Raw genomic sequence first — 12,565 nt, 5'->3', positions numbered from 1 at the left:
ATCAGGCGCTCAGGACTTTGCGGCCCTTGGCGCGGCGACGCGACAGGATCTTGCGGCCGTCAGCGGTCTTCATACGGGCACGGAAGCCGTGGTCGCGCTTACGCTTGAGGTTGCTGGGCTGGTAGGTGCGCTTCGTGGCCATTGGGGGCCTCTCGTATGAATGGGACGGAAAGAACCGGAAATTCTAGAGAGGTACCCCGGCCCAAGTCAACCCCTGGCAGCTACGCGAATTCACTGGGCTGTGCAATAGCTGTGGATGTTTTTGTGAATAAGTAGGGGACAAGCATTCCGAAGGCGGGCGCTCGGTGGTAGTCTGAGCCATCCATTTCCCCCCTTTCCGGCCTGTGTTTGGGCGCCTTGTCGCGTCCATGCCCCGGCCACCGGACGATTATTGCTGATGGATGCTTGGTCCCGTAGTCTCGAGCGCCTCGAAGCGGAGTTCCCGCCGGAAGACGTTCATACCTGGTTGAAGCCGCTGCAGGCCGATCTGCGCGTGGACAGCCTGGTGCTGTATGCACCGAATGCCTTCATCGTCGACCAGGTCCGCGAGCTGTATCTGGCCCGGATCCGCGAACTGCTGGCGCATTTCGCCGGTTTCAGCGACGTTTTCCTTGAAATCGGCTCGCGCCCGCGCCCTGTGGAGGCGCAGAACGCGCCGGTTTCCACGCCATCGGCGCATGTGTCCAGCGAACCGCAGGTGCCGTTTGCCGGCAACCTGGACAATCACTACACGTTCGCCAACTTCGTTGAAGGCCGCAGCAATCAGCTGGGCCTGGCCGCCGCGTTCCAGGCGGCGCAGAAGCCGGGCGACCGCGCGCACAACCCGCTGCTGCTGTACGGAGGCACTGGCCTGGGCAAGACCCACCTGATGTTCGCCGCCGGCAACGCCATGCGCCAGGCCAATCCGGGCGCGAAGGTGCTGTACCTGCGTTCGGAACAGTTCTTCAGCGCGATGATCCGGGCCCTGCAGGAAAAGACCATGGATCAGTTCAAGCGCCAGTTCCAGCAGGTGGACGCGCTGTTGATCGATGACATCCAGTTCTTCGCCGGCAAGGACCGCACCCAGGAAGAGTTCTTCCACACCTTCAACGCGTTGTTCGATGGCAAGCAGCAGATCATCCTGACCTGTGACCGCTATCCGCGCGAAGTCGAGGGCCTGGAAGCGCGCCTGAAGTCGCGGCTTGCCTGGGGCCTGTCGGTCGCGATCGAACCGCCGGACTTCGAGACCCGCGCCGCGATCGTGCTGGCCAAGGCGCGCGAGCGCGGTGCCGAGATTCCCGATGATGTTGCGTTCCTGATCGCCAAGAAGATGCGCTCCAACGTGCGCGACCTCGAGGGCGCGCTCAATACGCTGACCGCCCGCGCCAATTTCACCGGCCGCGCGATCACCACCGAATTCGCCCAGGAAACCCTGCGCGATCTGCTGCGCGCCCAGCAGCAGGCGATCAGCATTCCCAACATCCAGAAAACCGTTGCCGACTACTACGGCCTGCAGATCAAGGATCTGCTGTCGAAGCGTCGGACCCGCTCGCTGGCCCGCCCCCGCCAGGTCGCCATGGCCCTGACCAAGGAACTGACCGAGCACAGCCTGCCCGAGATCGGCGACGCCTTTGCCGGTCGCGATCACACCACGGTGCTGCATGCCTGCCGCCAGATCCGCACCCTGATGGAAACCGACGGCAAGCTCCGCGAGGACTGGGACAAGCTGATCCGGAAGCTGAGCGAATGATGCACGGATGCCGATGAGGCGTCATCGCACAAAACGGTGCAGAATCCGGTAGCAAGCGCGGGACACGTTGTGGATAAAAATGGCGTTTGAAATCGCGCTGAATTTATCCACAACTTTCCCCACCCCCTGGGGGTCGGTAATACAGAGGGTTTCGAGGTCTGAAATTCTTTTATTTACAAAGACTTAGCGTTGTTTTCCAGCGATTCTGTCTCTACCAGCACCACCAAGCTTTTGATTTATTCCACATTTTTTAAAGCATAGGGGCACGGAACCACATGCGTTTCACACTGCAGCGCGAAGCCTTTCTCAAGCCGTTGGCACAGGTCGTCAACGTGGTCGAACGCCGCCAGACCCTTCCGGTTCTGGCCAATTTCCTGGTCCAGGTGCAGAACGGCCAGCTGTCGCTGACCGGTACCGACCTGGAAGTGGAGATGGTGTCGCGGATCGCGGTTGAAGACGCCCAGGACGGCGAAACCACCATTCCCGCCCGCAAGCTGTTCGAGATCATCCGCGCCCTGCCCGACGGCAGCCGGATCACCGTCTCGCAGACCGGTGACAAGATCACCGTGCAGGCCGGCCGCAGCCGCTTCACCCTGGCCACCCTGCCTTCCAACGACTTCCCGTCGGTGGACGAAGTGGAAGCCACTGAGCGCGTGGCCATCGGCGAAGCGACCCTGAAGGAACTGATCGAACGCACCGCGTTCGCGATGGCCCAGCAGGACGTGCGCTACTACCTCAACGGCCTGCTGTTCGATCTGCGCGGCGATGCCCTGCGCACTGTTGCCACCGACGGCCATCGCCTGGCCCTGTGCGAAACCGACCTGGCCAAGCCCAGCGGTTCCAAGCGCCAGATCATCGTGCCGCGCAAGGGCGTGACCGAGCTGCAGCGCCTGCTGGAAAGCGGCGATCGCGAGATCGAGCTGGAAGTCGGCCGCAGCCATGTCCGCGTGAAGCGCGACGATGTCACCTTCACCTCGAAGCTGATCGACGGTCGCTTCCCGGATTACGAAGCAGTGATTCCGATCGGTGCCGACCGTGAAGTGAAGGTGGATCGCGAAGCCCTGCGTGCCTCGCTGCAGCGTGCCGCGATCCTGTCCAACGAGAAGTACCGCGGCATCCGCGTGGAAGTCTCGCCGGGCAACCTGAAGATCAGTGCGCATAACCCGGAGCAGGAAGAAGCCCAGGAAGAGATCGAGGCCGACACCACGGTCAGCGATCTGGCCATTGGCTTCAATGTGAACTACCTGCTGGATGCGCTGTCTGCGCTGCGCGACGAGGAAGTCATCATCCAGCTGCGCGACTCCAACTCCTCCGCGCTGGTGCGTGAATCCAGCAGCGAGAAGTCGCGTCACGTGGTCATGCCGCTGCGCCTCTGACAGCAGCGCGGTTCCACGTGGAACCGAACGACGCCCGGGATCTTCCCGGGCGTTTTTTTTTGTTCCACGTGGAGCATTGGGTCGGGGTGTTGAGCAGCATCCGTTTGCAGGGACGTCCCCCTCATCGCTGGTCCCCTTCTAGCGCTCTGCCTTCAGTACGATTCACGGCGGGTGTTGGGACCAGCGCGATTGCGGCCAATGCTCGCTGACGCATCACATTCGATCGGAAACGCCAGTACCTGGATTCTCAACGTGGGTGTATTCGGCCAGATCTGACTGGATTGGCGAAGCGAGGCACCACTGATGCTGCGATCTCCGCTGCTTCTGCAAACGCGTCTGTCCACAGGGCTGATTCGGGGCAGAACGGGCCGAGCCTAGCTTCTAAATCTGGGTATAAATCTAAAGCATGGTGGTGATGGTAGGGCCAGATCTCGTGGAAAAACCAGCTATCTGCATGATTTAAAACAAATTTATACGGCTGAAACCCCCTGTATAGAGGCCCCTCAGGCTGGGGGGGAACCTGTGGATAGTTTTAGGCGGCAGGGAAAAGGCCTTTTTTATCCACAGATTGCCCATACCTTGTGTATAAGTCATACAGACCCGCTGTGGACAGCGTGAAACGAAGGGGCTGAATTCTTTGAAATCTGTGGAACCCTCCAGGACACTGGATCGCAGATTTGAAGGAATCCGCCGGGTCATCCGAACGCCCCCCGCCGAAGCGCGCACTCATGGCTGTACAAAGGCCCTTAAATCGTTGAAATCTGAGGGTCGATGCCCTGCCGCCCTCAGCAGAATTGAAGGGATTCTGGCCAGGTCCAGGCCTGTAAGCGGTCAAGCGGATGCCGTGGTGCCACGTGGAACGTGCGATTGCCTGGCGCGCAGAGCTCTCTGCTCCGCGTTGCAGCTGGCGCAGCGCGTCCTGCTTGACCGATGCAGTAAGCTGATGGATTCCCTGCCCCGGTACCGCCTCGTGCGGATGGTCTTTCGCGCCCCATGCTTATCCGCCGCCTCGCCCTGCACCAACTGCGTCGCTTCAGTGCGGTGGACCTGTCGCCCCAGCCGGGATTGAACCTGCTGACCGGCGACAACGGTGCCGGCAAGACCAGCGTGCTGGAAGCCCTGCATCTGATGGCCTATGGACGCAGCTTCCGTGGCCGGGTGCGCGATGGATTGGTGCGCCAGGGCCAGGAAGCGTTGGAAATCTTCGTGGAATGGGACGAACAGCGTGCCGATCACCCGCCCCACCGCCGAAAGGCTGGCCTGCGCCACAGTGGCCAGGACTGGAAGGGGCGATTGGACGGCGAAGATGTCGCGCAACTGGGCAATCTCTGCGCAGCGCTGGCCGTGGTGACGTTCGAGCCTGGGAGCCATGCATTGGTCAGTGGTGGTGGGGAACCTCGCCGCCGCTTCCTCGATTGGGGCTTGTTCCACGTGGAACCGGACTTTCTGTCCTTGTGGCGCCGCTACTCCCGGGCGCTGAAGCAGCGCAATGCCCTGCTCAAGCAGGGCGGGCCGTCGCGGATGCTCGATACCTGGGATCACGAGCTGGCCGAGGCTGGAGAACCACTGACCAGCCACCGCCAGCACTACCTGGAGCGTCTGCAGCAACGCACTGTGGCCTTGGCCGCCAGCCTGGCACCGCAACTCGCCATCCAGGGACTGGAACTGAGTCCTGGATGGCGGCGGCATGAACTTCCGCTGGCCGATGCCCTGCTTCTGGCTCGCGAGCGCGACCGTCAGGCCGGCTACACCTCGGTCGGCCCGCACCGGGCGGACTGGAGTGTGGATTTCCAGAGCATTCCAGGTCGCGATGCGCTGTCCCGGGGCCAGGCCAAGCTGACGGCATTGGCCTGCCTGCTCGCGCAGGCCGAAGACTATGCCGAACAGCGTGGCGAATGGCCGGTGATCGCGCTGGATGATCTGGCTTCGGAGCTGGATCGCACCCACCAGGCGCGGGTACTGGAGCGCCTGCTCAATGGCCCAGCACAAATCTTCATCACCGCCACCGAAACTCCGGCGGCGCTGCAGGAATTGACCCAGATCGCCCGGTTCCACGTGGAACATGCACAGATCGTGGCTGTGCCATAGTGGGCACACCAGGGCCGCTCGACCCCGGCTGGTATAATTCGGGTTGGAATCCTTTCATTCTCGGCGCATCGCTCCAAGCGGTGGCCGACCTGCGGAGCCTACGGCAAGCGCAATGAGCGACGAACAGAACACCCCGGCAAACAACGGCAATTACGACGCCAACAGCATTACCGCCCTGGAAGGCCTGGAGGCTGTCCGCAAGCGTCCCGGTATGTACATCGGTGATGTGCATGACGGCACCGGTCTGCACCACATGGTGTTCGAGGTCGTCGACAACTCGATCGACGAAGCGCTGGCCGGCCACGCCGACCATGTCGCGGTGACGATCCACGCTGACGGTTCGGTCTCGGTGTCCGACAACGGCCGTGGTATCCCGACCGGCAAGCACGAACAGATGAGTGCCAAGCTCGGTCGCGAAGTGTCTGCGGCCGAAGTCGTCATGACCGTCCTGCACGCAGGCGGCAAGTTCGACGACAACAGCTACAAGGTTTCGGGCGGCCTGCATGGCGTCGGCGTGAGCGTGGTCAACGCGCTGTCGCAGAAGCTGCTGGTGGACGTGTTCCAGAACGGCTTCCACTACCAGCAGGAATTCAGCGACGGCGCCGCCGTGACCGCACTGGCCACGCTGGAAACCACCACCAAGCGCGGCACCACCGTGCGCTTCTGGCCGTCCACCGTTGCCTTCCACGACAACGTGGAATTCCACTACGACATCCTGGCCCGCCGCCTGCGCGAACTGTCGTTCCTGAACTCCGGCGTCAAGATCGTCCTTGCTGACGAGCGTGGCGACGGCCGCCGCGATGACTTCCACTACGAAGGCGGCATCCGCAGCTTCGTGGAGCACCTGGCCCAGCTGAAGACCCCGCTGCACCCGAATGTCATCTCGGTTACCGGCGAGCACAATGGCATCGTGGTGGATGTGGCGCTGCAGTGGACCGACTCCTACCAGGAGACGATGTACTGCTTCACCAACAACATCCCGCAGAAGGACGGCGGTACCCACCTGGCCGGTTTCCGCGGTGCGCTGACCCGCGTGCTCAACAACTACATCGAGCAGAACGGCATCGCCAAGCAGGCCAAGATCAACCTGACCGGCGACGACATGCGCGAAGGCATGATCGCCGTGCTGTCGGTGAAGGTGCCGGACCCGAGCTTCTCCAGCCAGACCAAGGAAAAGCTGGTCAGCTCGGACGTGCGCCCGGCGGTGGAAAACGCCTTCGGTGCGCGCCTGGAAGAGTTCCTGCAGGAAAACCCGAACGAAGCCAAGGCGATCGCCGGCAAGATCGTCGACGCCGCGCGTGCACGTGAAGCCGCGCGCAAGGCCCGCGACCTGACCCGCCGCAAGGGTGCGCTGGATATCGCCGGCCTGCCGGGCAAGCTGGCCGACTGCCAGGAAAAGGATCCGGCGCTGTCCGAACTGTTCATCGTCGAGGGTGACTCGGCAGGTGGTTCGGCCAAGCAGGGCCGCAACCGCAAGAACCAGGCGGTGCTGCCGCTGCGCGGCAAGATCCTCAACGTGGAACGCGCACGCTTCGACCGCATGCTGTCCTCCGACCAGGTCGGTACGCTGATCACCGCGCTGGGCACCGGCATCGGCCGTGACGAGTACAACCCGGACAAGCTGCGTTACCACAAGATCATCATCATGACCGACGCCGACGTCGACGGCGCCCACATCCGCACCCTGCTGCTGACGTTCTTCTACCGTCAGATGCCGGAGCTGATCGAGCGCGGTTACGTCTACATCGGCCTGCCGCCGCTGTACAAGATCAAGCAGGGCAAGCAGGAGTTGTACCTGAAGGACGACCCGGCGCTGGACAGCTACCTGGCGAGCAGCGCAGTGGAGAACGCTGCGCTGGTGCCGGCCACCGGCGAGCCGGGCATCGAAGGCCTGGCGCTGGAGAAGCTGCTGCTGGCCTACGCTGCTGCCCTCGATTCCATCGAGCGCAACGCGCACCGCTATGACCGCAACCTGCTCGAAGCGCTGGTCGATTTCGTGCCGATGGATCTGGAGAGCCTGCGCAATGCCGGTGAAGGTGAAGGCCTGGATGCATTGGCCAAGCGCCTCAACCAGGGCAGCCTGGGCAGCCCGCGCTTCAGCCTGGAGTTGCAGGAAGCCAACGATGAGCGCCCGGCCGCCGTGCTGGTGACCCGTCGCCACATGGGCGAACAGCACATCCAGGTGCTGCCGATGTCGGCGTTCGAAAGCGGCGAACTGCGCGCGATCCACCAGGCGTCCAAGCTGCTGCATGGCCTGGTCCGCGAAGGTGCGACCATCTCCCGCGGCGCCAAGTCGATCGAAGTGGACAGCTTTGCCAAGGCGCAGAACTGGTTGCTCGAAGAGGCCAAGCGCGGCCGCCAGATCCAGCGATTCAAGGGTCTGGGTGAAATGAATCCGGAGCAGTTGTGGGACACCACCGTGAACCCGGAAACCCGCCGACTGCTGCAGGTGCGCATCGAAGACGCTGTCGCAGCCGACCAGATCTTCAGCACCCTGATGGGCGATGTCGTCGAACCGCGTCGCGATTTCATCGAGGACAACGCACTGAAGGTCGCCAACCTGGATATCTGACACAATCCGGTGATGGCCGGTGCGCGGGGAGGCGCGCCGGCCTTCGATCCTTGAACGCAGGTACCTGATGTCCGCATCCGCCCCGGTTTCCGCCCCGCCCCCGATTCCGCCGGCCTCGGCCGCGCCGCGTGTCGTTTCACCGCTGGCGGGGTTTTTCATCGACCTGGGCATCGCCGCTGTCACCCTGTTTGGCCTGAGCCTGATCAGCGGCCTGCTGTGGGGCCTTTACCGTGGCGTGGTGGTTGGCTACGCCAATGCGCAGGCCAGCGGTGGAACGCCCGACGCCGGTTCGGTCGCGGCGACACTGGGCCAGCCCGGCGCGCTTGCGCAGATTCTCATGGCGCTGTTTGCCACCGGTGGTGCCGCGTTGCTGCTGTACTTCTGGCGACGGCCAGCCAACGCCGCCGAACGTCAGGCGTCGCGCCAGGCGCTGCGCCGCCCCTCCACCTGGGGCTGGACCCTGCTGGTGGCGACCCTGATCGTGCTCGGCAGCAACGGCATTGCCTTCCTGGCCAAGCAGTTCGGCATCGAGCCGGTCCCCACCAATCTGGCGCTGATGCAGAGCGCGATCGCACGTTTCCCGTTGTTCCTGGTGCTGTTCGCGGTGGTACTGGCGCCAGCCTACGAAGAACTGCTGTTCCGCCGCGTGCTGTTTGGCCGCCTGTGGAAGGCGGGGCGCCCGTGGTTGGGCGTGGTGCTGAGCAGCCTCGCATTCGCCCTGATCCATGAGATCCCCGGCACCAGCGCCAATGGCCCGGCCGAAATCGCACAGCTGTGGCTGGTCTATGGTGGCATGGGGGCTGCGTTCTGCTGGCTCTACCAGCGTACCGGCACGTTGTGGGCGGCGATCACCGCGCATGCGTTGAACAATGCGGTTGCCCTTGCCGCGATGGTGTTCCTGGGGTCAACGTAACGCCGCGTCCGCTTGACGAAAGATTAAGCCGCTACGCTACACACTGCGCATATGAACACGGGGGAGCTTCCATGAAACAACTGCTGCTGGCCCTTGTCATCACCACCCTGGTCAGCGCCTGCGCGACCACCACCTCCCCTACCGGCCGCCGGCAGATGGTGGGCGGCGTCTCGCAGGCACAGCTGGACCAGCTCGGCGCACAGGCGTTCGCCGAAACAAAGCAGAAGGAAAAGATCAGCACCGACGGCCGCCAGAACGGTTACGTGCAGTGCGTGGTCAATGCCCTGGTCGCGCAGTTGCCGCCTCAATACCGTGGCGTACGGTGGGAGACGGCGGTGTTCGTCGACAAGGAGCCCAACGCATTCGCCCTGCCCGGCGGCAAGGTCGGTGTGAACACCGGCATCTTCACCGTCGCCAAGAACCAGGACCAGCTGGCTGCCGTGATCGGCCATGAAATCGGCCATGTCATCGCCCGCCACCATGAAGAGCGCATCACCCGCCAGATGGGCGCGCAGACCGGCTTGGCCGTGCTCGGTGCGCTGGCCGGTGCGGCCTACGGCGAAGGCGCTGCCAGCACCGTCAACCAGCTCGGCGGCATGGGCGCGCAGACCGCCTTCCTGCTGCCCGGCTCGCGCACCCAGGAAAGCGAGGCTGACGTGATCGGCCAACGGCTGATGGCCCAGGCCGGCTTCAATCCGGCGCAGGCAGTCGACCTGTGGCAGAACATGATGGCCGCCAGCGGCGGCCGCAGCCCGCAATGGCTGTCCACCCACCCTGATCCGGCCAACCGGATCCAGGAACTGCGACGCGATGCCCCGGCCCTGACGCCGGTCTATCAGCAGGCGCAGGCGGCCGGGCTACGGCCAAAGTGCGGATGAGTGCGCAGTTCTATGCTGTATTGCAGCACATAAAACGATTTCTCACGCCATCTGTTTCTGATACGTTTGGCGGCTCAGATTTTTCTGACAGTCCGACTTTGCCGCTAACCGGCGGTTCGATCGAGGTGAACGATGATTTTCCGTAACCACAAAGCTGTGCTTTCCGTCCTCGTCGCGACCGCCCTGACCGGCGCCGTGGTCACCGATGCCTTCGCGCAGTCCTCGCGTTCCTCCGAGCGCGGCAACCGCGGCGGCAAGCAGGCCAAGGCCGAGGCGCTGTACCCGAACGCGACCCGCCAGGAGCCGACGGTCAAGGCCTCGGCCAAGATGGGCAGCAAGCTGCAGAAAATGATCGACAGCTACAACAAGGAAAAGTTCCCGGAGACCCGCACCCAGGCCGACGCCATCCTGGCTGACAGCGCCGCGAACGAGTACGACAAGTCGCTGGCCGCGCAGCTGGCCTCGCAGGCGGCCTACCAGACCGACGACGCCCCGGCGGCGATCGCCTATCTGAAGCAGGTCCTGCAGTTCAACGGGCTGGACAACAACGGCCACTTCCAGTCGATGCTGATGCTGGGCCAGCTGGAACTGCAGGAAGACAAGACCGCCGAAGGCCTGGCAACCCTCGACAAGTACTTTGCCGAGAGCAAGTCGACCAAGCCGGAAGAACTGATCGCCAAGGGCCAGGCGCTGTACCAGCTGGAGCGCTACCAGGAAGCGATCCCGGTGCTGAAGCAGGCCATCGCCGGTTCCGCCGAACCGAAGGACAACTGGAACCAGCTGCTGATGGCGGCCCTGTCCGAAGCTGGCCAGTCCGGTGAAGCGGTCAAGGAAGCCGAGGCGCTGGCCGCCAAGAACCCGAACGACAAGAAAGCCCAGCTGAATCTGGCCAGCATGTACATGCAGGCCGACCAGATGGACAAGGCGGCCGCGGTGATGGACAAGCTGCGCAGCAGCGGCCAGCTCACCGAAGAGCGCGAGTACAAGCAGCTGTACTCCATCTATGCCAACACCGACAAAAAGGAAAAGGACGTCATCGCGGTCATCAACGAAGGGTTGCAGAAGGGCATCCTGAAGCCGGACTACCAGGTTTACCTGGCGCTGGCCCAGTCCTACTACTACTCCGACCAGGTGCCGCAGGCGATCGAGGCGTGGCAGAAGGCTGCCCCGCTGTCCAAGGACGGTGAGACCTACCTGAACCTGGCACGCGTCCTGCATGCCGAAGGTCGCATCCCGGAGGCCAAGCAGGCCGCCCAGCAGGCGCTGGCGAAGGGTGTGAAGAACCAGGCTGATGCCAAGAAAATCATCAACCTGAAGTAAGTAGGAATAACGCCTGAATGCCTGCTCAGTTGATGCGCAGGCGCTCAGGATTGGTATAAGCTTGGAGGTTCCTGCGGTGTCATGCACCGCTGATCAGGGATTCCGCCCCCGGCATCCCGGCCCCACTATTGAGCTCTTGGCGCATGACGGAACAACTAGTCGTTCACCGGTACGAACAACCCGATGACAAGGGGCTGAGCTGGCCTCGCATCGTCGGCATCGCGTTTGTAATTGCCCTGCATCTGGCCGCCTTCATGATGCTCCTCATTCCCGCCGTGGCTCCCAAGGCCGTGGCTGAGAAGGAGCGCAACGTCATGGTGACCATCGTCGATGCGCCGCCGCCGCCGCCCCCGCCGCCGCCGCCGCCGCCGCCGCCGCCGACCGATACTCCGCCGCCGCCGGTGAAGAATCTGTCGCCGCCGAAGCCGTCGCCGGTCCCGCCGCCGCCGCAGGCGCCGGTCGTGGACGTGCCGGAGCCGCGCCCGAGCGATATCGTCACCCCGCCGTCGCCCCCCGCGCCGCCGGCACCTGCGACCTCGATCGAGGCCAGCGTGGACATCTCGTCGAAGGCCATGAATCCGCCGCGCTACCCGCCGGCAGCCTTCCGCGCTGGTATCCAGGGCGAAGTGATCCTGATCATTGATGTCGATGCCAGCGGCAACGTCACCAATGTCACGGTGGAAAAGTCCAGCCGTAACCGCGACCTGGACCGTGCCGCGATGGAAGCGGCTCGCAAGTGGCGCTTCAACGCCGCTGAATCTGGCGGTAAGAAGGCGGCAGGTCGCGTTCGCGTCCCGGTCAACTTTGCGCTGAACTGATGCGCCCGGGTGGCCGACTGGCCACCCCCGCTCCCGGTTCGATTGTTTAGCTTAGCTACACCCTTTATCACCACACACAACAAAGGTAAGCGTCATGCTGCAGGAAATTTTCATCGCCGCTGCTGCCGGGGGCAATCCGTCCAACGCCCTGTCGCAGATGGGCTTCGAGCACCTGATCCACGAAATGACCACCAAGCCGGGTGATTTCGCGGTTTCCTGGGTCGTGCTGCTGACCCTGGTCGTCATGTCGGCCATGTCCTGGTACTGGACCGTCATCAACATCTTCCGCGCCACCCGCCTGAAGAGCGCCGCTGATCGCGTCGTCAGCCTGTTCTGGGACACCCCGAACGCGCAGGACGCCATCCGTGCGATGGAAGAACAGCCGGCTTCCGAGCCGTTCTCCAAGATCGCCCTGGATGCTGCCCAGGCTGCTGCCCACCACCAGCGCGCTGAAGGCGGCGCCACCGGCGGCGTGGGTGAGAACCTGAGCCGTTCGGAGTTCGTCGACCGCGCTCTGCGTCAGGCCGTGACCCGCGAAAGCAACAAGCTGCAGTCGGGCATGACCCTGCTGGCCACCGTCGGCGCGACCGCTCCGTTCGTCGGTCTGCTGGGTACCGTGTGGGGCATCTACGGCGCGCTGATCAAGATCGGTGCCACCGGCTCCGCTTCGATCGACGCCGTTGCAGGCCCGGTGGGTGAAGCGCTGATCATGACCGCGATCGGTCTGTTCGTCGCGATCCCGGCCGTGTTCGCCTTCAACTTCTTCAGCAAGATCAACAGCGCGACCATCAGCAAGTTCGATACCTTCGCGCACGACCTGCACGACTTCTTCGCCACCGGTTCGCGCGTCCGCTAATTGCGACGCGCTGTA

At 63.5% G+C, this 12,565-nt stretch carries 10 protein-coding genes; 9 read left to right on the top strand and 1 reads right to left on the bottom strand.

From position 1 onward, the window contains the following. Position 1 precedes the first annotated feature (1 nt). Complete coding sequence (gene rpmH / locus AC5P57_RS19260; RefSeq protein ID WP_005411729.1) at positions 2 to 142, bottom strand: 50S ribosomal protein L34; 141 nt, start codon at positions 140 to 142, stop codon at positions 2 to 4. A 255-nt stretch (positions 143 to 397) separates the two neighbouring features. Between rpmH and dnaA the strand changes: the two genes are divergently transcribed. The 9 genes from dnaA to exbB all read left to right on the top strand — a co-directional run bounded on the left by dnaA (position 398) and on the right by exbB (position 12,550). Further along, positions 398 to 1,729: a chromosomal replication initiator protein DnaA gene (gene dnaA / locus AC5P57_RS19255; RefSeq protein WP_005411730.1), complete on the top strand. Its 1,332-nt coding sequence runs from the start codon at positions 398 to 400 to the stop codon at positions 1,727 to 1,729. Positions 1,730 to 2,004: 275 nt separating this feature from the next. Further along, positions 2,005 to 3,105 carry a DNA polymerase III subunit beta gene (gene dnaN, locus AC5P57_RS19250; RefSeq protein WP_005411731.1) on the top strand — a complete coding sequence of 367 codons (1,101 nt, stop codon included), beginning with the start codon at positions 2,005 to 2,007 and terminating at the stop codon, positions 3,103 to 3,105. Positions 3,106 to 4,098: 993 nt separating this feature from the next. Further along, positions 4,099 to 5,193, top strand: coding sequence for a DNA replication/repair protein RecF (gene recF / locus AC5P57_RS19245; RefSeq protein ID WP_262235920.1), 1,095 nt, complete (start codon positions 4,099 to 4,101; stop codon positions 5,191 to 5,193). 112 nt (positions 5,194 to 5,305) lie between these two features. Next, on the top strand, positions 5,306 to 7,765 hold the full coding sequence (gene gyrB / locus AC5P57_RS19240; RefSeq protein ID WP_262235919.1) for a DNA topoisomerase (ATP-hydrolyzing) subunit B: 2,460 nt from the start codon (positions 5,306 to 5,308) through the stop codon (positions 7,763 to 7,765). A 67-nt stretch (positions 7,766 to 7,832) separates the two neighbouring features. Further along, positions 7,833 to 8,678 (top strand): CPBP family intramembrane glutamic endopeptidase, encoded by an 846-nt coding sequence (locus AC5P57_RS19235; protein WP_262235918.1) that lies wholly within the window; start codon positions 7,833 to 7,835, stop codon positions 8,676 to 8,678. A gap of 71 nt (positions 8,679 to 8,749) precedes the next feature. Then, positions 8,750 to 9,556 carry a M48 family metallopeptidase gene (locus tag AC5P57_RS19230; protein ID WP_010487422.1) on the top strand — a complete coding sequence of 269 codons (807 nt, stop codon included), beginning with the start codon at positions 8,750 to 8,752 and terminating at the stop codon, positions 9,554 to 9,556. Between the two features lie 132 nt (positions 9,557 to 9,688). Beyond that, positions 9,689 to 10,876 (top strand): tetratricopeptide repeat protein, encoded by a 1,188-nt coding sequence (locus tag AC5P57_RS19225; protein WP_099554142.1) that lies wholly within the window; start codon positions 9,689 to 9,691, stop codon positions 10,874 to 10,876. 143 nt (positions 10,877 to 11,019) lie between these two features. After that, complete coding sequence (locus tag AC5P57_RS19220) at positions 11,020 to 11,694, top strand: energy transducer TonB (protein ID WP_495219759.1); 675 nt, start codon at positions 11,020 to 11,022, stop codon at positions 11,692 to 11,694. Positions 11,695 to 11,788: 94 nt separating this feature from the next. Further along, positions 11,789 to 12,550, top strand: coding sequence for a TonB-system energizer ExbB (gene exbB, locus AC5P57_RS19215; protein WP_004132614.1), 762 nt, complete (start codon positions 11,789 to 11,791; stop codon positions 12,548 to 12,550). The last annotated feature ends 15 nt before the right edge of the window (positions 12,551 to 12,565 follow it).

It is taken from the genome of Stenotrophomonas sp. YJH_SMC_79 (assembly GCF_059367995.1).
The sequence above is the reverse complement of the archived record's forward strand: the minus strand, read 5'-3'. Positions and strand labels throughout refer to the sequence as shown.

Coding starts and splice junctions, on each gene's coding strand:
- gyrB (WP_262235919.1), top strand. CDS start 5,306: ATGAGCGACGAACAGAACACCCCGGCAAACAACGGCAATTACGACGCC.
- dnaA (WP_005411730.1), top strand. CDS start 398: ATGGATGCTTGGTCCCGTAGTCTCGAGCGCCTCGAAGCGGAGTTCCCG.
- AC5P57_RS19225 (WP_099554142.1), top strand. CDS start 9,689: ATGATTTTCCGTAACCACAAAGCTGTGCTTTCCGTCCTCGTCGCGACC.
- AC5P57_RS19230 (WP_010487422.1), top strand. CDS start 8,750: ATGAAACAACTGCTGCTGGCCCTTGTCATCACCACCCTGGTCAGCGCC.
- rpmH (WP_005411729.1), bottom strand. CDS start 142: ATGGCCACGAAGCGCACCTACCAGCCCAGCAACCTCAAGCGTAAGCGC.
- dnaN (WP_005411731.1), top strand. CDS start 2,005: ATGCGTTTCACACTGCAGCGCGAAGCCTTTCTCAAGCCGTTGGCACAG.
- exbB (WP_004132614.1), top strand. CDS start 11,789: ATGCTGCAGGAAATTTTCATCGCCGCTGCTGCCGGGGGCAATCCGTCC.
- recF (WP_262235920.1), top strand. CDS start 4,099: ATGCTTATCCGCCGCCTCGCCCTGCACCAACTGCGTCGCTTCAGTGCG.
- AC5P57_RS19220 (WP_495219759.1), top strand. CDS start 11,020: ATGACGGAACAACTAGTCGTTCACCGGTACGAACAACCCGATGACAAG.
- AC5P57_RS19235 (WP_262235918.1), top strand. CDS start 7,833: ATGTCCGCATCCGCCCCGGTTTCCGCCCCGCCCCCGATTCCGCCGGCC.